The sequence below is a fragment of the Streptomyces sp. Alt3 genome, from assembly GCF_030719215.1.
GTDB classification, from domain to species: domain Bacteria; phylum Actinomycetota; class Actinomycetes; order Streptomycetales; family Streptomycetaceae; genus Streptomyces; species Streptomyces glycanivorans.
This window is the reverse complement of the sequence record NZ_CP120983.1, coordinates 8319963-8340546: the sequence shown is the minus strand read 5'-3', so window position 1 is coordinate 8340546 and position 20584 is coordinate 8319963. Positions and strand designations below refer to the sequence as shown.

General features: G+C 67.6%; 18 protein-coding genes and 3 pseudogenes. 11 read left to right on the top strand and 10 right to left on the bottom strand.

The annotated features are described in order from the left end of the window. Positions 1-475 precede the first annotated feature (475 nt). From P8A20_RS37035 to P8A20_RS37020, 5 genes are all read left to right on the top strand, one after another. On the top strand, positions 476-919 hold the full coding sequence (locus P8A20_RS37035) for a hypothetical protein (protein ID WP_147958124.1): 444 nt from the start codon (positions 476-478) through the stop codon (positions 917-919). A 9-nt stretch (positions 920-928) separates the two neighbouring features. Then, the gene (locus P8A20_RS37030; protein WP_147958123.1) at positions 929-1237 is read left to right on the top strand and encodes a hypothetical protein; all 309 of its coding nucleotides are present in this window, start codon (positions 929-931) and stop codon (positions 1235-1237) included. 950 nt (positions 1238-2187) lie between these two features. Beyond that, positions 2188-3402, top strand: a complete 1215-nt coding sequence (locus P8A20_RS37025) for an IS110 family RNA-guided transposase (protein WP_306102586.1) — start codon at positions 2188-2190, stop codon at positions 3400-3402. Positions 3403-3465: 63 nt separating this feature from the next. Next, positions 3466-3903, top strand: a complete 438-nt coding sequence (locus P8A20_RS38860) for a helicase associated domain-containing protein (RefSeq protein ID WP_327436376.1) — start codon at positions 3466-3468, stop codon at positions 3901-3903. 695 nt (positions 3904-4598) lie between these two features. Then, the gene (locus P8A20_RS37020) at positions 4599-4964 is read left to right on the top strand and encodes a hypothetical protein (protein ID WP_147958121.1); all 366 of its coding nucleotides are present in this window, start codon (positions 4599-4601) and stop codon (positions 4962-4964) included. A gap of 50 nt (positions 4965-5014) precedes the next feature. Here P8A20_RS37020 and P8A20_RS37015 read toward each other — a convergent pair whose 3' ends face one another. Then, positions 5015-5266 (bottom strand): hypothetical protein, encoded by a 252-nt coding sequence (locus tag P8A20_RS37015; protein ID WP_306102587.1) that lies wholly within the window; start codon positions 5264-5266, stop codon positions 5015-5017. Between the two features lie 60 nt (positions 5267-5326). Here P8A20_RS37015 and P8A20_RS37010 point away from each other — a divergent pair, with 60 nt between their 5' ends. Then, positions 5327-5776 (top strand): hypothetical protein, encoded by a 450-nt coding sequence (locus P8A20_RS37010; RefSeq protein ID WP_306102588.1) that lies wholly within the window; start codon positions 5327-5329, stop codon positions 5774-5776. On the opposite strand, the gene P8A20_RS37005 is transcribed toward P8A20_RS37010, so the two are convergent. From P8A20_RS37005 to P8A20_RS36995, 3 genes are all read right to left on the bottom strand, one after another. Further along, positions 5714-6918, bottom strand: a protein-coding gene (locus tag P8A20_RS37005; RefSeq protein WP_306102589.1) for an IS3 family transposase whose coding sequence is annotated in 2 segments (ribosomal slippage) — positions 5714-6627 and positions 6627-6918 — 1206 coding nt in all. Because the reading frame shifts where the segments join, the coding sequence is not laid out codon by codon here. The two genes, P8A20_RS37010 and P8A20_RS37005, sit on opposite strands and share 63 nt — an antisense overlap. 198 nt (positions 6919-7116) lie before the next feature. Then, positions 7117-7788 (bottom strand): SDR family NAD(P)-dependent oxidoreductase, encoded by a 672-nt coding sequence (locus tag P8A20_RS37000; protein ID WP_306105091.1) that lies wholly within the window; start codon positions 7786-7788, stop codon positions 7117-7119. Positions 7789-7862: 74 nt separating this feature from the next. Further along, positions 7863-8384 (bottom strand): MarR family winged helix-turn-helix transcriptional regulator, encoded by a 522-nt coding sequence (locus P8A20_RS36995; protein ID WP_306105090.1) that lies wholly within the window; start codon positions 8382-8384, stop codon positions 7863-7865. A 104-nt stretch (positions 8385-8488) separates the two neighbouring features. On the opposite strand from P8A20_RS36995, the pseudogene P8A20_RS36990 reads away from it, so the two are divergent. Then, a pseudogene (locus tag P8A20_RS36990) lies at positions 8489-8782 on the top strand (DoxX family protein); the annotation flags it as partial. Positions 8783-9178: 396 nt separating this feature from the next. Here P8A20_RS36990 and P8A20_RS36985 read toward each other — a convergent pair. From P8A20_RS36985 to P8A20_RS36970, 4 genes are all read right to left on the bottom strand, one after another. Next, complete coding sequence (locus P8A20_RS36985; RefSeq protein ID WP_306105241.1) at positions 9179-10042, bottom strand: hypothetical protein; 864 nt, start codon at positions 10040-10042, stop codon at positions 9179-9181. Between the two features lie 307 nt (positions 10043-10349). After that, positions 10350-11456, bottom strand: coding sequence for a hypothetical protein (locus P8A20_RS36980; RefSeq protein WP_306105089.1), 1107 nt, complete (start codon positions 11454-11456; stop codon positions 10350-10352). A 79-nt stretch (positions 11457-11535) separates the two neighbouring features. Next, the gene (locus tag P8A20_RS36975; RefSeq protein WP_306105088.1) at positions 11536-11790 is read right to left on the bottom strand and encodes a C-terminal helicase domain-containing protein; all 255 of its coding nucleotides are present in this window, start codon (positions 11788-11790) and stop codon (positions 11536-11538) included. Between the two features lie 311 nt (positions 11791-12101). Further along, the gene (locus tag P8A20_RS36970) at positions 12102-12797 is read right to left on the bottom strand and encodes a hypothetical protein (protein ID WP_306105087.1); all 696 of its coding nucleotides are present in this window, start codon (positions 12795-12797) and stop codon (positions 12102-12104) included. Between the two features lie 117 nt (positions 12798-12914). On the opposite strand from P8A20_RS36970, the gene P8A20_RS36965 reads away from it, so the two are divergent. Both P8A20_RS36965 and P8A20_RS36960 read left to right on the top strand, forming a co-directional pair. Then, a complete protein-coding gene (locus P8A20_RS36965; RefSeq protein ID WP_306105086.1) occupies positions 12915-13565 on the top strand; it encodes a TetR/AcrR family transcriptional regulator in 651 nt (216 codons plus the stop codon). Between the two features lie 888 nt (positions 13566-14453). Next, positions 14454-15724 (top strand): annotated as a pseudogene (locus P8A20_RS36960) (APC family permease). 126 nt (positions 15725-15850) lie between these two features. Here the strand turns inward: P8A20_RS36960 and P8A20_RS36955 are convergent. After that, a complete protein-coding gene (locus tag P8A20_RS36955) occupies positions 15851-16513 on the bottom strand; it encodes a recombinase family protein (protein ID WP_306105085.1) in 663 nt (220 codons plus the stop codon). A gap of 215 nt (positions 16514-16728) precedes the next feature. Here P8A20_RS36955 and P8A20_RS36950 point away from each other — a divergent pair, with 215 nt between their 5' ends. Further along, on the top strand, positions 16729-18087 hold the full coding sequence (locus P8A20_RS36950; protein ID WP_147961047.1) for a tetratricopeptide repeat protein: 1359 nt from the start codon (positions 16729-16731) through the stop codon (positions 18085-18087). 49 nt (positions 18088-18136) lie between these two features. On the opposite strand, the pseudogene P8A20_RS36945 reads toward P8A20_RS36950, so the two are convergent. Further along, positions 18137-18511: pseudogene (locus tag P8A20_RS36945) on the bottom strand (Tn3 family transposase); the annotation flags it as partial. A gap of 695 nt (positions 18512-19206) precedes the next feature. Between P8A20_RS36945 and P8A20_RS36940 the strand changes: the two are divergent. Beyond that, a complete protein-coding gene (locus P8A20_RS36940; RefSeq protein WP_261988790.1) occupies positions 19207-20541 on the top strand; it encodes a hypothetical protein in 1335 nt (444 codons plus the stop codon). The last annotated feature ends 43 nt before the right edge of the window (positions 20542-20584 follow it).

The window sequence follows — 20584 nt, the reverse complement described above, 5'->3', positions numbered from 1 at the left end:
CCTGGGCGCACCCGGACAAAGCTTCACGTCCGGTCGCACAGGACTCTATGAAGAACGGCTGATTTAAGGCGGCACCTAAGGGCTGTCCCGTAATCCCTGGCGGGCGCACGACGACAGCTACGGCACCTCGCCGCGTTGTCGGAACGCACGAATACATCCAGTATGCGAGCGTCCCTCCGCCTTGCGATGCACCGCATCTGACGCCGTGCGCTGATCCACCACGGATTGCGGGACAGCCCTTAGGAGGGAACGTCAGGCCGCAGCGCTTCTCCCTTGTTCAACTCGGCTCGAAAATGGCTTGGACGGGTTGCGGAATCGACAGTTCTCGACAATCAAGTTCAGAATTCAATTGACGCCGCCTCGCACCTAACCGTTTGATTGCCGCATCCGAACCAGCACAGAGAATTCGATGCCAAAGGTGGAAAACATGCCCAGAGCCACTGTCACGCGTCTCCGTAGAGCATTAGTAGCCGCTATGAGCATTGCGCTCGCGGCCGGAATCACATCGACCGCGCAAGCTCAGACCACAGCCATCTCAGCTCTGACGAACTGGAATGTCTATTCAACGCATTTCGGGCCCAACGGGGAGGACGCCCCCCTCCGCTACGGCCGCGGCGACGTGGCGGGCTCAGCAGGCTTCGGGAAGCTTCACATCGAAGACAAGCACGCGAGTCAAATGGCCAGCTGGTCCATCATGAAGAGAGACATCGACAAGACGCTGGACAGGGGAACCTGCAGCACCACCGGCGCTTCGGGCAACCGCAAGACCACATGCGTCTTGAACAGCAACACCTTCTCCAACACACGAGCACGCCAAATGAAGGTGGTCTTCGCGCACCGAGTCGACTCGGACTCCAAGGATGGCCGCCCTGTAGGTATAATCACTGCCTACTACTCCATCTGCGGCTGCTTTCTGTAACGGGGGAACATGTCACTCCAGAAGCAGTACACGGAATACCTGAGGGAACTCGAAATCGACGTCAGGCAAGGAATCAACGATTCTTTGACCTCAGAAAAATACGGCACCCTCAATTCCCTGAACTTCCACGAAGACGATCAAGGCGTCTGGCTTGAGGCATCAGTTCAACTGAGGAACATCGAGACTCCCTGGATGTTTCGCCGTGTCGTAGTTCGACCAGATGGCCCTCTCGACAGCCCGCTCATGGCCTCAACCCTCCTCAGCACGGCCATGGTTGAGGACCTGGACACACTCCCATGGCCACCAGCCAGCGCCTGACCGACAAACAGCCAGGGAAGCTTTCTCGCAGCAAGTGGAAGCCACCACAGTAAGCACGCCGCCGTGATCGACAGCGGCCCATCAAGCGCTCCATGCCGACTCGGCCGGCAGTGGGGCGGAGGGCGGCGAGGCAGCTTCTCCGTAACAGCTGAAGCTGGCCAGCCTCCCCCGATCCGGCAAAAACGCGCAGGATGCCGCTGTCGGACTACCACTCGAGATGCCTGAGCGCCGACGACAAGATGCGGTAGCGGCCATCACCCCGCTGGGACGACGCCTACCGACAGGGCCTGAACCGCGGCTGCCGAAAAGCACCTCGGGAGCAGGATGTCGTCGGCGTCTGCAGAGCGGCGCCCGGGCAGGTGCCAGTCAACGCGAACGGCTTGCTGGCCCTCTCGTCGGCGGGCCCCCGTCGACACGTCCGCCAATCGCCCTGCACCTCCTGCTGATCGGGACTGGTGCGCCCCGCAGGAGACGGAATAGGCGGAAGCAGAGGAACCCCCGCGCTACACGAGCGCGTGCACCGGCCCACCTCTGGGGGCTCGCGCGTCGCGACCTCATCGCCCTGGCGATGAACGGTTCTTGCTGGACGCGGGTGTGCCGTGACCGCCATTCGTCCCGCGCCACGCCTGGGCGCCAGCCAAGCGCTGAGGTAGTGCAGGGCCGGTCGTTTTCTAGTCGTTCGCCCCCCCGTTATGTTTTTCGCGGTCCTGCAATGGGGCCGCTGGCCTCCGGGCCCGGTATGACTGTGTCCCCTCTGTCGAACAGATGACCTGGGGGGGTGGTGTCGCCGGGTCCGTGGGGTGCCGTCGGAGACGCTGATGAGAGACCCGGCCACCGCCCGGTCCGGCGCAATGCCGGGCAGTACGCGGGCGGCAGGTCTGCATAACGTGGATGCGCGAGCACGGTGCCATTGCCGAGGCCGGCAGGAGCAACCACCTGGGAAGGGTGCGATGTTAGACACCGATGGCGTGGGCGTCTTCCTCGGGATGGACGTCGGCAAGTCCGCCCATCATGGCCACGGCCTGACTCCGGCGGGCAAGAAGATCTTCGACAAGCCGATGCCCAACAGCGAACCGAAACTGCGGGCCGTCTTCGACAAGCTCAAGGCCAAGTTCGGCACCGTGCTGGTGATCGTCGACCAGCCCGCATCGATCGGGGCTCTGCCGCTGACCGTCGCCCGAGACGCGGGCTGCGAGGTCGCCTACCTGCCCGGACTTGCCATGCGGCGGATCGCCGATCTGTATCCGGGCGAGGCGAAAACGGATGCGAAGGACGCGGCGGTGATCGCGGACGCGGCCCGGACGATGCCGCACATCCTGCGTTCGCTGGAGCTGACCGACGAGATCACCGCCGAGCTTACGGTGCTGACCGGCTTCGACCAGGACCTCGCCGCCGAGGCCACCCGCACCAGCAACCGGATACGCGGCCTGCTCACCCAGTTCCATCCCAGCCTCGAACGCGCGCTCGGCCCGCGGCTGGACCACCCCGCCGTCACCTGGCTCCTTGAGCGCCACGGATCCCCGGCCGCTTTGAGGAAAGCCGGCCGCTGCCGGCTCGTCGAGCTGATCCGGCCCAAGGCTCCGCGGATGGCACAGAGGCTGATCGATGACGTCTTCGACGCCCTCGTCGAGCAGACCGTCATCGTTCCCGGCACTGGCACCCTCGACATCGTGATCCCGTCCCTGGCCGCCTCGCTCGCTGCTGTCCACGACCAACGCAGGGCACCCGAAGCCCAGATCAGCACCCTGCTGGAGGCCCACCCTCTTCACCAGGTCCTGACCTCGATGCCGGGCGTCGGCGTCAGGACCGCCGCCGTTCTGCTGGTCACCGTCGGCGACGGCACCGGCTTTCCAAGTGCCGCCCACCTCGCCTCCGACGCCGGCCTCGCACCCACGACGAAATCGTCGGGGACCTCGATCCACGGCGAACACGCACCACGCGGCGGAAACCGGCAGCTCAAACGCGCGATGTTCCTCTCCGCCTTCGCCTGCATGAACGCCGCCCCGGCATCACGCGCCTACTACAACCGGCAAAGAGCCCGCGGCAAAACGCACACCCAGGCACTCCTGCGACTCGCCCGCCAACGCATCAGCGTGCTGTTCGCCATGCTCCGAGACGGCACCCTCTACGAATCCAGAACCCCCACCATCACCCCCGCTGCCTGACCACCCCAACCACACGCAAACCAGGCACCACGTCCTTGACGAAGGACATAGAGACCCCCCGCAATCGACCCGTGGTGGAACCCGCCCTGGAAGAGCGAGTGGCAGCGCAACTACTACCGCGCCCGCAACCACATCGAAGCGGGCGAACCGTACGACCCCGCCGCCCGTATCCCCGCACCGAGCACCGTCCTGGGCAGCTGGATCACCCGGGCGTGCCTCCAGTACAACCAGCTCCACCCCGACCAGCAGCGCCTGCTGAACGCCATCGGTGTCACCGCTCAGACAGCCGAACAGTGGCCGCCCAGCCCCCGGCCCCACGCCGAAGCCCTCGTCCGCGCCCGTACCTGGGCTGGCCAACACGGCTACCTCTGCCCGCCGATCAAGACCGTCCACGACGGCTTCCCCCTCGGCGAATGGCTCAACAGGCAGCGCGAGCTCGCGAAGAAGCGCAGCAGCCCCTCCCCCACCCAGCAGGCCCTCGCCGTGATCGATCCCTGGTAGAACCCGCCCTGGCCGATCCTGTGGCAACGCGCCTACCACCACGCCCTCGAACATCCCCGCCACCCGGCAGCCCGCAACTGGATCCATAACCAGCAACGCGGCTGGCTCCTCCTCCACCCCCGCCAACAACACCCCCTCACCACAGCCGAACTCGTCAACGTCTGAACTCCCCCTCCGGTCAGTACCGGCACCTTCCGACTCGGGTCGGTTGGCCCTCAACCAGCCTGGGTTGGAGCGAACTTCGGACGTAATCTGCCCGAAGAGGTCTCAGACGGCGGCGTGATGACCGATACTGGTGGGCAGGTCTGGCGTGCCCGCACGAGGATGCGCGAGGCCGAAGAGCAGAAGAAAAGGCGGCGCGGAAAAGGTTAATGAACCGGCTTAAGTGCTTTATCAGCATTCTTTTTGTTAAGAACGCTATATAGTCCACCCTGCCCAAAAAGCCGAAGAAAACCTCCGCTAAAACCGCCGAACAAATCCTTTAAAAAACCCTGCGGGACCAGCGCTCCGGTCTCCCAAGGGGCTGACAGGTATGCCGCAAAACAGCACCGGCCCGCCCTACGTCGGCGCCGGTCTTCGGCATGCCCTGACACCACGGCACACCAGTGCCGCCTCTCCCCGTCCCAGCCGTCCACGCACGGCTCGTTCAGGCATGAGGCGGCCCAGCCGTCACGTGCTGGAAGGGCATCCACGCGATGAACTCGTCCTCCCTTACCCCTATCTCCGGCCTCCTGGCCGGACTCCCCGCCGTCCTCGCCGGCGCTCTGGGCGGCGCACCCTGGTGGGCAGTCGGAGTGATCGTCATCGCGGCATACCTCGCCGTCCCCCTCACCAGCCTGATCCTCGACCACAAACGACAGCGAAAAGGAAACATCGTCGACGAGAAATTCGCCGCCACCCTCGACCAGATAACAGACCCCGAGAAAAGAATCCAAGCCATCATCAGCTACCGGCAAGCCACAGCCCCCGCCACTACTCCCCAGCCACCACCCGACCCGCCACCAGGAGCACTACCGCCCGCCGGCCCAGATAGTGGCAGCCAGTCACCAGCGCCCGCATAGACGATAAGGAGTAGGCTTCCACGCTGGCTTCATGACCGGAGCCGATCTGTCTACCAGCCGGTGAGACTGTCGTCGTGGCCGTCGAGACGGTCCAGTTGGATGTCGCCCTCGAGGGTAAGCAGGTAGGGCTGGTGGGCACCCATATCGGCGAGCAGGTCGGCGGCAAGGGCGTAGGCCGTAACGACGGCCTCACGCTTGTCGGTGGCGAGAGCGGTTAGGTTCGCGAGGTTCTGTGCCGGAGTTCTCGGGATTGGTCCGACGGAGCCGTGCTGGAAGTGGCGCTCGGAGACGACAAGACGCACGGGAGTGATGCCGCGGAAAACCTGGGCGCCCGGGGCGGCCGGTCGCGTCTAATGGCGCCCATGACCCCATCACCTTCTGCCTTGTGGCGCTTCATCGACAAGGACGATGCCACCGCGCTGACGCTCGTCATCGACACTCCGGCCGGGGTCTACACCCGCCGTGTCCCGCCGGCGCTGCCTCTGGCCCCGGGCGTTGAGCACGGCCCCGCGGCGGAACAGGCGGCCCATCATGCCGCGGCGGCCTGGGGTCTGCCCGACTTCATCTTCCGCCAGGCCGCCCACACCCAGAAAGGATCAGGCCTCCGTGAACTCGGTGACTGCCTGCTGCTGGCCGGCCATCGAGGTGCGGTCGTGCAGGTCAAGGCCCGCACCATCGCGCCCAAGGACGACACCGCAGAAGCCGCCTGGATCAAGAAGGGGGCCTTGACCCCGAATCCTGAACACGGGTTATGCGGCTTGTGGCAGCGTAGTTGGTGTGCGGTGGAGGGCGTTCTCGAAGGCGATGGGTGATCGTTGTCCGAGGCGGGAGTGTCGGCGTCGGGTGTTGTAGCGGTGGAGCCATCGGAAGGCGTCGAGTCGGGCCTCGCGCTCGGTCGGCCAGCTTTTTCGTCCTTGCAGGGTCTCGCGTTTGAAGGTCGCGTTGAAGGATTCGGCGAGTGCGTTGTCCGCGCTGGACCCGACCGCGCTCATGCTTCGCCGCACCCCTGCTGACCTGCAGGCTTCGGCGAAAATTTTGCTCGTGTACTGAGCTCCGTGGTCGGTGTGCATGATCGATCCGGCGAGACTGCCGCGGGTGCGGATCGCTGCGGTCAGGGCGTCGGTGACGAGGTCCGCGCGCATGTGGTCGGCGATCGCCCAGCCGGCCAGACGGCGTGATGCGAGGTCGATGACGGTCGCCAGGTAGCAGAACTTCCCGTCCTCGATGGGCAGGTAGGTGATGTCGCCGACGTACTTCGTGTTCGGCTGGCCTGCGGTGAAGTCGCGGCCGATCAGGTCCGGGGCCTTGGCGGCGGCCAGGTCGGAGACGGTGGTGCGGTGCCGGCGGCGCAACCGGATTCCTTCGATCCCGGACGCCCGCATGATCCGGGCGACGCGCTTGTGGTTGACCGCGACACCGTTCTCCTCGCGGAGCTCGGCGGTGATCCTCGGGGCTCCGTAGGTGCCGTCCGATTCCTGGTGCACCGCCCGTACCCGGGCGGCCAGGCGGGCGTCGGCCACCTGCCGGGCGGCCCGGTCCACAGCCGTCCGCCGCCAGCAGTAGAAGCTCGAGCGGCTGACACCGAGGATGCTGCAGAGCCGCTTCACGCCGTGACGGCGCTGGAGGTCGGCGACACACTGGAAGCGGTTCACCAGCGCGTCTCCCCGGCGAAATACTTCGCCGCTTTGCGCAGGATCTCCCGTTCCTCCTCCAGCTCACGGACCTTCTTCCGCAAGGCGGCGTTCTCCGCCTCCAGCGGTGCCGGCGGCAGGCCTGGTTCCTGTGTCCGCCGCCCTCGGGGACGGCTCACCCCGGCTGCCCGGACCCAGCTCCGCAGCGTCTCCGGGTTGATCCCCAGATCGGCTGCGACCGACCTGATCGTCGCTTCCGGCCGCGACTCGTACAGCGCGACCGCGTCCGCCTTGAACTGCGGCGGGTAGTTCTTCATGACCACGAGATGTCCGTTCTCAGATCCTCAGGATCCAGTGTCTCGTGTGTCCAACATCCGGGGTCAAGGCCCAAGTAGCGCAGGATTATGTACTGGGCTTCTATCCGGTTGAGCCAGGAGCTGTTGGTCGTGTAGGCGGCGGGCGGTCACCGTCCGGTGGTGTCGTGAGGACGGTGACCGCCCGGGGTGGTCGTGCCGGGAGATTCAGGCGCCGATGAAGTGCTCGGCCTGGTCACGTTCGGTGTGCAGGTTCCAGTAGTCGAGGGCGATCTCGTCGGGCGTGCGGAAGGGAACGCCTTCCGGAGCCTGGTCCTGGGTGCCGATCATGAGGTTGATGGCCACATTGGCGACGAAGATGCCCTGTTCGGCAAGGGTGTTGTGGAGGTTGAGCGCCCAGTTGCGCTGTCCGGCCTGCGCGATGTTGGTGTCGGCGAGCATCGGGTACGGGGTGATCGCTCCGCCGCCGGTGGTGAACAGCAGGGTGCCGGAGCCGGCCGCGAGCATCCCGGGCAGCACCGACTGGACCGCGGCGACCGCGCCGTAGAGGAGGGCGTCGATCTGCGGGCGCAGCTTGTCGAGTGTCACGTCCTTGGGGGCGGTCATGGTCAGGCCCGCGTGGGGGGAGAACTCCAGGACGTCGATCCGCCCGAACCGTGCGATCGCGGCCTGCAGAGCGCCGGTGAGCTGGTCGGGGTCGGCGACGTCGGCGGGAAATCCTTCTGCGGTGAGGCCGGTCTCGGCGAGTTCGGCGACAAGGGCGTCGAGCTTGTCCTTGTTGCGGGAGATCAGGGCGACGTCGAAGCCGTGGCCGCCGAAGACCTTGGCGATGGACAGACCGAGCCCGGGGCCGGCTCCGACGATGGCGATGGTGGGCATGCGAGGACTCCTTGAGGGCGATGCGATCGCGGCCGGTGGGCCGAGTGACAGTGAGAGAGGGGTGCGCGCGGGGCTCAGCCCCGGCCGGGAGGCGGGGTGGTCTCGGGCCAGTCGGTGGGGCACGGTGCGTCGAGGGCGCCGAGGATGCGCTGGGAGGCCGCGCCGAGCTGACGCTGCTGTGCCTTGGTCAGCGGGTCGAAGACCAGTCGACGCACCGCGTCGAGGTGGCTGGGGGCCGCGGCGGTGACCTTGTCCATGCCGTCGTCGGTGAGGGTGGCCAGGGTGGCGCGGCCGTCCATGGGGTCGGGGTGACGGCGCACCCAGCCGCGCTTCTCCAGACGGATGACCACATTCGACAGCCGGGACAGCGTGCTTCCTGCGTACTGGGCGACCTCACTCATCCGCAAGGTGCGCTCGGGCGCCATCGACAGCGCCGACATCACCACGTATTCGAAGTGGGCGATGCCCGCGTCCCGCTGCATCCGCGCCTCCAGGGCGGCCGGCAGTTGGGTCAGTACGTAGGCGAAAGCGTTCCAGTGCTGCTGCTCATCGGTGTCGAGCCACTGGGGTCCGGCTGATCCCTGCGCGTCTTCCATACCTCCAATGTACTCCAAGCATGGAGTGAATGACGACCTAAGAAACTCTTAGCTTGAAGTTAATCCCCGCTACGATCAGTCCAACGTTGAAGTTATTGGATGGAGTGACGAGGATCGATGAACATACGCTTGTGGTTCGCTGCGGGTGTGCTCGCTGCCGTGTTCCTGCTGGCCGGGGCAATGAAGTTGAGCCGAGTCCGCAGCAGCTGGCCGCCTCTGGACTGGGCTGGGCCGAGGATTTCGGGGCCGGGCCAGTCAAGTTCGTCGGTGGACTCGAAGTCCTCGCCGCGCTCGGGCTCATCCTCCCGCCGCTGTCTGGTGTCGCGGAGATCCCGGGGCCCCGGTGGGCCGCCACCGGAATCGTCACCTTGATGGCCGTCGCGGCTCTCACGCACGGCCGCCGCAAGGAGTTCCAGATGATGCCTGTCAACTGCGTCCTGCTGGCGCTCGCCGCCGTGGTCGCCTGGGGCCGCTTCGGCCCGCACTCCTTCCGAGGGTGCCCTCGTCGAAGGCCAGGAGCCGCACACCGGCCAGCTGTACGTGCCGGAGAAGTGCAACGAGGCCATCGAGATGACCTCTCGCCTCTTGGAGCCCACCCTCCTGGCCCTGGCGTCCCTTGCCATCCGCGGACGCATCGAGCGCTGAACACGCGCAACATCTATCGGTCTTGCCCCGGCCTGCATCTGCCGCAGGGTTCTGCCGGCCGGGGCATCCGGGCGCCGAGAAGCTCGGTGGTGCGCGGCCGCCCCGGTCGCATCCGCCGCAAGCACGTTCCGTGCGATGCGTGGAAGAGATCAGTCCAAGACGGAGAAGTCCAGCTGGACGATGACGGCGTCGTAGTCAACCGGCGCCCCCATCTCATGCATGTTCCAGAAGGGGATGCCCTCGAACACCGGGTTGTTCCGGGCACCGTCGGTGGTCTGAATGCGTTCGCGCGCGTCGTCGGGTCCGAGCTCGTCCCACGGGGTGGGGTCGATCTCGGCGAGATGCAGACGTCGGAGTTCGTCGACCAGGTCATACACCTGCCTCTTGGTACCGCCGTTGCGCCGGGCGGCCTCCGCGACTCCGATGCGTGAGTTGGCCTTCACCACCGAGCACAGCAGTTGCCGTGCCGCGAGCGTCGCGGTGGCGAGGTGGTCGGCGATGCGATTGAAGCGCTCGATCTCCCCCAGCCGTTGCTCCTCGTCGAGGAAGTCTCCGTACAGCCCAAGGAGAGTCGAGCAGTGCACAACCGTGTTCGCCGTGGTGCCGTCGAGATACTGTTCCTCGTCGCGGCTCAGGTCGTCCAGCGCACGGGCGAACCGGGTCTCATGCCGGATTTTGATCTTTTCGAGGTCCTCACGCGAGTACTGGTGCTGACGCTCAGGGTCGTCGATGAGCCGGTGATGCTTCCCGCACAGCAGCACGAGGTTGTCGAAACCGCGCCGCTGGTTGTTCGTCATGGCCTTGTCGAAACGGGGCCCGTTCCTCTCGGCCGCGCGAATGTGGGCGATCTGTCCGAACCAGCCGCCTTCCTCGGGAACCAGGACCTGTCGGCAGTCGGGCCAGGCGCACTCGTTGCCGCTCAGCATGAAGAGCTTGCGCTGCACCGAGTCCTTGACCTCAAGCCGTTCAGCCGGCGTGGTCGGATCGTCATGGTCGACAACTTCTTTCGGCACTTCCCACCCCTGTGCACCGCGTGACCACCGGGAACAGTCGTCTCCACGGCGTCGTGTCGTACAAGGGAGCGAGAATATCCGACACGATCGCCACCGGGCGGCGAGCAGCCAGGACTTCTCCCTCGTCTCCAAGCGGTGTCCCTCCCTGCGCACCGGCGGCGTCTGCAACTGGATCGCATGAGTCCTCGAAGCCCTCACACCACAAGGTGCTGCAAGGTTTCAAGGACCAGATCAGCACCCGCGTCAAGTGCGGCCCGAGCTGGAGTGGGGCACTCGGGCGATACCAGGAGGGGGTTCAGACTCCCGCTCATCGGCTCCAGGAGGGTGCTGACCGACCCGGGGGCAGCGGCCGGTGACTGGGCGTTCTCTGAGCCTCAATGCGGGGGTTGGGTTTCTCCTGCACCTGTCTGACCTCTGTACGCGCCCGTGTCTCTGCCCCGTGCAGCGCCGGATGGCGCTCAGCGATCCAGGCCCGCAGAGCTTCCTCGGTCCGAGCCTCGCCGGCGACGGCCCGGTACATGGCCGCGTTCTCTCGGGCTCGTACCGCCTGTCCGTGAGTGTGGGAGACACGTCTCTCGTCGCCGGTGTCGATCTGCTGCATCCGGGCGGGAACCCGGGTCTGGCGCATCTCCGTGAGGCGGGCCGCGAGGGTGTCGACGTCCGGGGCCTGGTGCTCGGTGGTGCCGAGCACGGTGGCGTACGGACTGCTGCGTACGATCTCCCATGCGGTCTCGGCTGCTCGCGAGGCCGCGGCCCGGGCATCGGCCGCCTCCCTCCACCCGGCGGTGCGCTGCCCGGTGGCCTGCAGGGTGAGTTGCTTGTGCTCCTTGAGAGAGGTGCCTGCAAGACGCAGCGCGAACCTGCCCCTGGCGTTGGCAGCCGCCAGTACGCGCAGGTGCTCGTCGGCCTGGGTCGCCATCTTGACCGCTGCCGTCTCGCGGGCCTGCTCGGTACGAGCGATGACGAGCTGACCGTCGGCACGGTCGAGCAGTGGGTACACAGGCGCGACCTCGCGTCGGCCCCGGCTCTCCCCGTGGGCCCTGTCAACCGCGATCTGCGCCAGCAGCGCCTGCTCGGTCTCCTTGGCTGCGGCGCCCGCCCGCTCCTCGCGCAGGGCTTCGACGGGGCCGGTGGCGATCAGCCGCGTCAGCTCCTCGTCAGTCCGGTCGTCGTACGGGCGGTGGTCCCAGGCGCGGATCCCGGCGAGCTCACGCTCCTCCCCCACATCGGCCGTCAGGTTCTCCTGCTCGCCTGTCGGCCGGTACGCGCGCTCTGCAGGTCGGGCTTCCTGCCGGTGCTGCTCGTGGCGTGAGGCCGACTGGGAGGGGGCGGTTCCGGCGACGACGGCCTGAGTGCGGGTCGGCGACGGTACGACAGCCGGTTCCGGCGGTGCGTGGAGCAGGTCGGAGACCATCGCGTCCGGCCGTGGCTGCCCGAGATACCGGGCGAAGGCGTCGACGGCGCGCTCCAGGCGCTCCTTCTCCGTCCGGGCGTCACCGAGCCGGGCCCAGGTGTCGTCGCTCGATGACCGCGCGCGGCACCCACAGATGATTCGCCTTCCTGCCCCGGGTCAGCCCGGGGTACATCGCGAGCGCGTCGGCGCCGTGCCCGTACAGCAGGCTCATATCGCAGGTCATCCCCTGCGAGGCCGCGATCGTCATCGCGTACCCGAGGAACAGGACACCGGAGGCGACCTGTTCCGGCGTCAGCCACGCGGACAAGAAGGCGGTGTCCGCGCCGTTGGGCACGGGTACGCCAGGTGACCTCGATCCGCCCGCTCTCGGCGATCTCCGGAGCCCTCGTACGATGCCTGGAACAGCACGGCCGTGTCCTGGGTGCCGAGGGCGTCGCGCTGGAGCGGCCGGTGGTGCGCATCGCTCGGGTGATGCCACGGCTCGGTGTGGTTGGTGGGGTGGACCCAGTTCATCTGCCGCTCGGTGAGGACGTCCAGGCGCGGGCCGAGGTTGAAGTGGGGGGCCGCGCGACGCAGGGCGTACGGCCCGGCAACGGCTACGCGGTGCCGGACGCCGGGGCGGGTCCCGGCGTCCGGCGGCAGGTCTCAGCCGCGGGCGGCCGCGGCGGCGACGATCCAGTTGCGGAACTCGACGGCGTAGTGCCTCAGGTGGTGCTCAAGGACCTCGTCCGGGCACGTGACGGGGAAGTAGACCGTCAGGTTCGCGGTGAAGCCGTCGGCGGTGTCACCGAACTGGATAAGGGCCCGCCCCACGACGGTGCCGTCGGCCAGGAAGAGATTCGAGGACATCTTGCGCGGGAACTCCGCCTCCGGGAGGAGCTCGGCCGCGTCCTCGGCCCAGTTCAGCGCGTCGGTGCCCCAGCCGCCCATGTAGAAGTCGGCGACGTACGGGCCGATGTTCTCCACCACGCGCGCGCCGGTCTCGTCGGTGCCCATCACGTAGTGCTCGGGATGCGCCGCGAGGAGCGCGCGCTCGTCGCCGGCGAAGGCCTGGTCCATCCAGGCCAGGAACTCGCCCGAGGTCAGGCCGCTCGTCGCGAGCACGGTGCTGCCCCCCTTGAAGGCGCCGTCGGAGGTGCGGGCGCTCTCGCGCAGGAAGGCGTTGCCCTGCTCGATGTCCGCGGCCAAGAGGTCGAGGAGGCCCTGGCGGCCCAGCAGCGTCCGGAAGCGGTCCACGGCGCGGCGGGCGTAGAAGAGCTCGAAGTCGTCGATGCTTCCGGCGCCGGCGGGTCCGGCATCGAGCGTCACGGTGACGGGCGGGGAGTTGTGCTGGTCGGTCATGGTCGAACCTCCGATAGGATGTGAATGTGAATTCACGTTCGCATCATGAGAGTACGCCGAGGAGTCCCTCAGTTGTCAAAAAGCCCTGATGAGAACGCCGCGGATACCATGCGGGACATGACAGAGGAGCCCGACCGCCCGGCGGCCTACCGGGAGCCCCAGCAGGCCCGTAGCGCCGCGACCCTGGCCCGCGTACTGCAGGCGGCCGAGGAGATCGCCTGCGATTCCGGCCTGGAGGAGATGACGATCGCCGGGGTCGCCAAGCGGGCCGGCGTCGCCGTCGGGACGATCTACCGCCGCTTCGAGGACAAGGAACAGCTGATCGGCGCGTTGACCGAGCGGATGCTGGAACGCCGCGAGAAGTACGTGGCCGAGCGGCTGCGCGCGGCCGAGCCCTCCCTGCCGGGTGTCATGGACGCCTACGCGCACGCCCTGCTGCAGTCCTTCGCCGACAGCAGCAACCTCTTCCCCGAACTGCTGCGCACCCGCGGTACCCGGTCGCTGGACCGCGGGGCCCGCACCATCACCGAACTCCACCGCCTCCTGCTCGAAGCGGCACACCCCTACACCGACCGGATCCGCCGCTCCGATCCCCGACAGGCACTCGACACCGCGGCCCGCGCCGTCCTCGGCGCCTGCTTCCACAACTCCGTACGCCCCGACGCCGTCACCGGCGAAGCGGCCAGACGCGCGTACGCCGACGAACTCGGCGACATGGCGGTCGCCTACCTCCTCACCCCCGACCGGCGCCGTAACGCCGGGGCCTGAGCCAAGCGTGCTGCCGCACAGCTTCCACGTAGCAGGCGACTTCGGGCCCTACGTGAAAGCCGTGTAGGCGGTGCCGTTCGCCCGCGTCACGGCGACCTCACAGGCCGGCAGCACTTCGCAGGAACGGAAGGTGGGCCTGGCGGATGCCGAATGCCACCGACGCTTCTCTTAGCAGGACGACTGACGTTCTCGCGGCAGACGACAACGACGGCCGCCTATCGCCATCGTAGTTGCCATGCTTGCGGTAGCCCTGCGCCCTCGCACCAGCAAGGAGCCGGCCGCCTCTGTCGCCGAGTACCTCGGCGTCGGCAGCCTCACCTCTTTCTCACGCTTGCCGCCTACGACGAAACCACCGCCGAGGCACTCCCCTACCGACCAGCTCTGAGTACTTCGGGATCGCAGGAAGATCCGACGGCTCCCCGTCTTGCTGCGGTCAGCCGGTGCGGCGGGAGCGGGTCAGCGCCGGCCCTCCCAGGACCATGCCGATCACCCCCACCAGCAGAGCCACGAAGCCCCGCCTCGCCCGTTGCCGGTGCCGGTCAGCCCCACCAACGCGGCTACGGCGACACCGAGCCGACCGGCACTCATGGACCGCGCTCAGCTCGTCGTGCTCGCCTACGAATCCGGCCTGGTCACGCCACGCAACTCCTGACATCCGGCCGTGAGCCGAAGCCGCTGGTGGCGGCGGCCCATGCTGCGCCCAGGCAGCCTCGGGGGTGATGGCGTCGCTGTCTCGCGGCGGCCACGAAACCTCATCGTCCGGTGAGCCGCCCTGCCCTGGAGGACTCACCAACAGACCGGCACCGCCGCTCCGGCGCACACCCCAGCCCGACATCTTCCTCGGCTTCGGTGCGCCGGGTCGACGACCGATGCGAGAAAGAGTGTGTGATGAACACGGGAGCCCCGACAGGCGCAGGCGCGATGAAGCGTCATCTGGGTGTGTCCGACGCGGTGGTGATCGGCCTGGGCTCGATGGTCGGAGCCGGGATCTTCGCGGCGCTCGGCCCAGCCGCCGGCGCCGCCGGGTCAGGACTGCTTCTGGCCTTGGGCGTGGCAGCGGTGGTGGCCTACTGCAATGCGACGCCTCGGCACGGCTGGCAGCCCTCTACCCGCAGTCGGGTGGCACGTACGTCTACGGCCGCGAGCGCCTGGGCGACTTCTGGGGCTACCAGGCCGGCTGGGCGTTCGTCGTCGGCAAAACCGCCTCCTGCGCGGCCATGGCCCTCACTGCCGGCGCCTATCTGTGGCCGGACCAGGCTCATGCGGTGGCGGTGGCCGCGGTGGTCGTACTGACCGCGGTGAACTATGCCGGTGTACACAAGTCCGCTCTCCTGACCCGTGTCATCGTCACGGTCGTCCTGGCCGTGCTCACGACCGTGGCCGTCACCGCCCTGACCTCCGCGGGCACGGACACCGCGCGGGTGGGCATCGGCCCGGACGCCACCGTCGGCGGGATTCTTCAGGCTGCGGGCCTGCTGTTCTTCGCATTCGCCGGATACGCCCGCATCGCCACCCTCGGCGAGGAGGTCCGCGACCCCGCCCGCACCATCCCCCGCGCGATCCCGATCGCGCTCGGCATCGCCCTCGCCGTCTACGGTCTCGTCGCCATCGCCGGGCTGACAGTGTTGGGACCGGGCGGACTGGCGGACGCCACCGCCCCACTGTCGGACGCCGTGCGGGCCGCAGGCGCCGACTGGCTCGTGCCCATCGTCCGCGTGGGTGGAGCCGCTGCTGCTCTCGGCTCCCTGCTCGCACTGATCCTCGGAGTCTCCCGCACCACCCTGGCCATAGCCCGTGACCAGCACCTGCCGCATGCCTTGGCAGCCGTCCATCCCCGCTTCGGTGTCCCGCACCGCGCCGAACTGACCGTCGGCACCGTCGTCGCCCTGCTGGCCGCAACCACCGACGTACGCGGCGCGATCGGATTCTCCTCCTTCGGCGTCCTGGCCTACTACGCCATCACCAACGCCTCCGCCTGGACCCTCACCCCACAGGAGGGCCGACCCAACCGCCTCGTCCCCGTCATCGGCCTCGCCGGCTGTACAGCTCTGGCCGTCGCCCTGCCCCTGAATACCGTCATCTCCGGCACCGCAGTCCTCATCCTCGGGGCAGCCCTCTACGGCCTGCGAAAGTCCAGGACCGACAGCTCCCGCCACTGACACCTCCCAGGTGAACGTGCAGGCTTCGGCGGAGCCGGGGTCATCCCCGCGTGCGCGGGGAGCACGGGTGTGAGTAGTTGAGGTACAGGAAATCCCGGCGAGAACGATCTTGCTGGGGTGGTCCGCCTACCTCGCACGGGCTTCGAACTGGCGGGGGACGGTGCCTGCGCGCAGTTCGCGCAGGTCGGGGATGTGGTTGTAGAGGGTGCCCGGGGAGACGCCAAGAAGTTTGGCGATCGAGGTGATGGAGCGGCCAGGGTCGGGCAGCAGGTCGCGGGCGGCCTTGATGACTTCCTCGGTAGCGACGGTGGGGCGCCCGCCGACCCGCCCGCGGGCGGCGGCCAGGCCCTCGTTGGTGCCGATGACGATGAGCTCGCGGACGAACTCCGCAAGGCCGGCGAAGACGTGGAAGATGAGCCGGCCGCCGGGGGTAGTGGTGTCCAGGTTCTCGTGCAGCGAGGTGAAGCCGATCCCTCGGTCGCGTAGCTCGGCGACCATGTTGAAGAGGTCCTGGAGGCTGCGACCGTAGCGGTCGAGCGAGGGGACCACGAGGGTGTCGTCGGCGTCGAGGAAGGCGTGGCACGCCTTCAGTTCAGGGCGGAAGGCGTTCTTGCCGGACTTCTCATCCGCGAAGATCTTCCGGCATCCGGCGGCGGCGAGGGCGTCGACCTGCCGTTCGAGCTTCTGCCCGCCGGTGGAGACCCGGGCGTATCCGATCTTGATTTCGGTGCGGACGAGCGGCTCGGCGACGAGGAGGTCCGGTCCGTCGGCCGGTTCGAGGGCGGTCATGGCCCCGGATCATGTCAGGAAACGGTGGTCCGAGGTTGTTGAACCCCCAGGTTTTTGAAGGGGTTCCTGAAGGCCCTTCGGGGTCTGGGGACCTTCTGGGCCTGGGGGCCCTTCTGGGCGATCTTCAGAAAACGATCGTTTATTGACGCCTGCCCTCACATGCGATGACCCCGACGTGCGGGCTGTGTCGGTGGTGAGGGCTAAAGTGCGCTGTCGTGGACGCTGATGATCTTGACTACCGGGCCCGAACTCTGACGGCCTGCATTCCTCCGCCCCTGGTGGCGCGGCTTCTCGAACTCGGTCATGAGCGGGAAGTGGAGTTCCAGGCCGGCCGCGGGGAGTGGTTCTGCGCGCTGGGGTGGGCCCGGCTGCTCGGGAATCGGGGCCAGCGAGAGCAGGCGTTGGAGGTGCTCTCTCCGTACGTCGCCACGAACTGGTGGCCGGCGGCCCAAGCCCGGGCGGAGTTGCTGGAGGGCTGGGGCCGGGCGGAGGAGGCGATCGCGCTGTCCCGTCCGTACGCGGAGGCCGGTGACCGACTGGCGCTGGTCTTCTTCGCACGCCTGCTGGCCCGCCACGGCCACAGCGGCGAGGCGTTCATGCTGCTGCGCGCCGGGATCCAGGACTGGTTCCTCGCCGATTGCCTGGTCGACGTCGCCGAGACGGCGGGCATGGACGAGGAAGCGGCGGTTCTGTTGGAGGGCCGGATGGAAGCAGCGGTCCCTGCCTGCAACGACCCGGACTGCGACAACCGCCGGATGGAACCGTCCAACGCAGTCGACCTGCTCGCCACGATCAGGGAACGCCAGGGCCGGATCGAGGAGGCGATCACTCTGCTGCATACCCGCGAGGTCACCTCCGTCAACGGCCATGACCAGCTGGCCGACCTGCTGGCCAGACACGACCGGATCACGGAACTGCGTGCGTACGCGGCGTCCGATTACCACGGACACGCCGTGCAGCGCCTTGCCGAAGTGCTGGAGGAACGCGACGACGTGGAAGGCGCGATCGCCGCCTACCGCACGTTCGGTGCCACGCCGTCCGGCATGTGGCATGTGGCTGTACCTCTGTCCGAGCTCCTGGTCCGGCACGGACGGGGCAACGAGGCGATCGAGGTGCTGCGCGCGCATACCGAACACGACGCGGAGGACTGGCTCGTCCACACTCTTTGCACCCTGTACGCCGACCACGGCCGGTCTCGAGAGGGCTTGGCCCACCTCGATGCCATCAAGGCGCGACGCGATGGCAAGGAGGACTGGGACCTCTTCCAGATGCGGCTTCCGCTCATGGCCGACTGCGGCCTGCTCGACGAAGCGATCGAGCTGACGCGGGCGCACCCCGAGGGCGACACCCGGTATGCGGCCTGGGCCTTGTCCGACATGCTTGACAAAGCCGGCCGCACCGAAGAAGCCGACGCAGTCCTCGCACAGCACCCGGCAGTCAACAGCTCTCTTCGTGCCGAGCGCCTTATCGACCTCGGCCGCATCCAAGACGCTGTACGACTCCTCCAGCAGCCGATACGCAAACCGACCACACCCGCCTGGGACGGCGCCTACTCCACCGAACCACCGTTCTGACAGCTCGGGCTGGGAGGCGCTACGTCTCCACCGGACGTCGCGCGCCGATTCAGCCGTTGCCCTCGTCGTCCTCGACGGCGTCCGGGTCCCGGAGAGGGCGCAGGCCCTGGCCGGGGCCGCTGGCTGTGATGTCGAACAGGTAGCGGCCCAGGAGCTTGATGTGCCGGTCCTTGAGCGGGGAGAGGCGGGCGACGTCCTCGTCCTCGATGTCGTGGCCCTCGGCGCGGAGCTGGGCGACGGCGGCGTCAAGGTAGCGGGTGTTCCACAGGACGACGGCGTTGAGGACCAGGCCGAGGGCGGCGAGCTGGTCCTCCTGGCCCTCGCCGTACGCCTGGCGGATCTGGCCCCGGCCGCCGTGGCAGATCGCGCGGGCCAGACGGTGGCGGGACTCCTGCACGGTCAGCTGCCGGTTCATCAGCGGGCGCGTGGGCACCTCGCTGAACGCCCCGTACGCCTCGGCCTGCTCATCAGTCAGAAACTCCACTGACACGAGGCGGCCCGTAGCCAGCGCCGGTACCCGCGCGACGATCTTTCCGTGAACCTCAGCGAGGCCACGAACGGTGTGCTACTCGCCCAAGATCAATCTCACCGGGATTTCTTGCACCTCGACTACTCACACCCGGGCAGACGGAACTTCGCCGATGTGCACGAAGGGCTGGCGGGTGGGCTTGGTCGCGGCGGCGACTTTCCCGGCTTCTGAAGGAGAGCTCCCACCGAGGGCGGCGTCACCGGTCAACGCGCCGTACGACCCGGCACCCGGATGTGACGAACGAGGTGCCACGACGGCCCGCGCGCCCGGCGCGGAGAATGGGAGTTGCCGGTGCATGCAGGCGCTGTCCGGGCTCCCGCCGACAGTCCGGTCGCGGTGAAGTCACCTCCCACGCGTGCGGGATGGTCCGCAGTGCCGCTCGAGAACGTCCCGGTTCTCCGGGCAGGGCCACCATCGCTCGACTGATCAAATCCTGCGCGCCAAGCAATGACACACAGATACGATGCGCTCGCCGCTCGCACATACGTGCCCATCGGGGCACCCTGCGTGCGATCAACGGGAGGAATCACTTGACCATGTCCTTCGGCGCGAGACCGCGTGCAGTTCTCGCCTCTCTGGGAGCTGTTGCCATGGCACTGGCCGGCGCAGCAACCCCGGCGAACGCGGTCGACGGGACGCTCACCCCACCGACTCAACTGTTCAACGGGTACAGGCACTGCGCGACGGACGCAGAGCAGCCTTCGTACCGGTGGGCCCGCGAAGGTCTGCTGGTGGAAGGCATCCCCGGAGTCCCGGAGACCACGGGAGGCGCCCGCGTCAGCGTGCGGTACCAGGTCTGGCCGGTAGCCGATCCCTCGAAGATCACCACGGTCACCCGCGACTACGCCACCCCCGGATTCGAGGCTCCGGCCACACTTCCGGCAAGCGCGCTCACCGACGGCCAGAGCTACGCGTGGCAGGCGCAGACGGTGGCCGGGAACGCGGTCTCGGACTGGTCAGCACCCTGCTACGTCACCGTCGACAACAGCAGGCCGGCGAATGCCCCCTCCATCGCCTCGTCGAACTACGCACCCGAGACATGGAACGAAGGCGGCGAGCCGGTCGAGTTCACGCTCAGCGCGAGCGGCGTCGACGATGTCGAAGGCTTCGAGTTCTCCTGGCAGCAGACCCTGCCGGTCATCGGTACGAGTATCGGTGACTACGGCATTCCGCAGCCCGTCGACCCGTACGCCGATACAACGTACTTCAAGCGCGCCAACACGCTCGGTGGCTCGACCACGCTCAGTCTGGTCCCGCCGACCGGCTCCGGTCCGATGACGCTTTGGGTGCGCAGCCTGGACCGCGCCTACAACGGGTCGGAAATCGCCAGGTACGACTTCCGAGTCAAGTCCACGGCGCCCACCATCTCACCGGCGGTCCCGGAACCCGAGTTCGGTCAGCCGACCGAGTTCACGTTGAGCCCCGACCCCGAGCTGCAGGCGAAGAGCCCGGTCGTGAGCTACTCCGTCAAGACCGTCGGAGGTCAGGAGGACAGGACCTTCGACGTCACGGCACGACCGGACGGCACCGCAACGGTGGAGCTCGCGCTGGATGGCCTCTACGGCGAGCACCTCCAGGTGAGCAGCAGGAGTGGCAACGGATGGGTGAGCGACACAGCGTGGTGGGGTACCAGTTTCGACACCACCCCCGGTGTCTCCTCGGTCACCTACCCGGAGAACGGTTCGGGTGGTGGCATCGGCGTTCCGGGCACCTTCACGTTCACATCCAGGGTGAAGGATGTCGTGAGCTTCACGTACAGCTTCAACAACGGTGACCCGGAGGTGTCGGTCCCTGCGGGCACCGACCACACCGCGAGCATCGACTGGACCCCGGTAACGGATGGCTGGCATGACCTCACTGTCTACGCGACGACCCGCTCGGGCGTTCAGCTGGCACCCTACGACTACTTCTTCACCGTGAACTGAATCCAACCCACCAGAAGGCCCCGGGCCCGGCTCCGCTGAGGAG

Bases quoted from the DNA above. Each gene is read 5' to 3' on its own strand.
- P8A20_RS37030 (WP_147958123.1), top strand. From the start codon at position 929: ATGTCACTCCAGAAGCAGTACACGGAATACCTGAGGGAACTCGAAATC.
- P8A20_RS36995 (WP_306105090.1), bottom strand. From the start codon at position 8,384: ATGGAAGACGCGCAGGGATCAGCCGGACCCCAGTGGCTCGACACCGAT.
- P8A20_RS36940 (WP_261988790.1), top strand. From the start codon at position 19,207: ATGGCACTGGCCGGCGCAGCAACCCCGGCGAACGCGGTCGACGGGACG.
- P8A20_RS36955 (WP_306105085.1), bottom strand. From the start codon at position 16,513: ATGACCGCCCTCGAACCGGCCGACGGACCGGACCTCCTCGTCGCCGAG.
- P8A20_RS36965 (WP_306105086.1), top strand. From the start codon at position 12,915: ATGACAGAGGAGCCCGACCGCCCGGCGGCCTACCGGGAGCCCCAGCAG.
- P8A20_RS37035 (WP_147958124.1), top strand. From the start codon at position 476: ATGAGCATTGCGCTCGCGGCCGGAATCACATCGACCGCGCAAGCTCAG.
- P8A20_RS36970 (WP_306105087.1), bottom strand. From the start codon at position 12,797: ATGACCGACCAGCACAACTCCCCGCCCGTCACCGTGACGCTCGATGCC.
- P8A20_RS37020 (WP_147958121.1), top strand. From the start codon at position 4,599: ATGAACTCGTCCTCCCTTACCCCTATCTCCGGCCTCCTGGCCGGACTC.
- P8A20_RS37010 (WP_306102588.1), top strand. From the start codon at position 5,327: ATGACCCCATCACCTTCTGCCTTGTGGCGCTTCATCGACAAGGACGAT.
- P8A20_RS37025 (WP_306102586.1), top strand. From the start codon at position 2,188: ATGTTAGACACCGATGGCGTGGGCGTCTTCCTCGGGATGGACGTCGGC.
- P8A20_RS36980 (WP_306105089.1), bottom strand. From the start codon at position 11,456: ATGGTCTCCGACCTGCTCCACGCACCGCCGGAACCGGCTGTCGTACCG.
- P8A20_RS37000 (WP_306105091.1), bottom strand. From the start codon at position 7,788: ATGCCCACCATCGCCATCGTCGGAGCCGGCCCCGGGCTCGGTCTGTCC.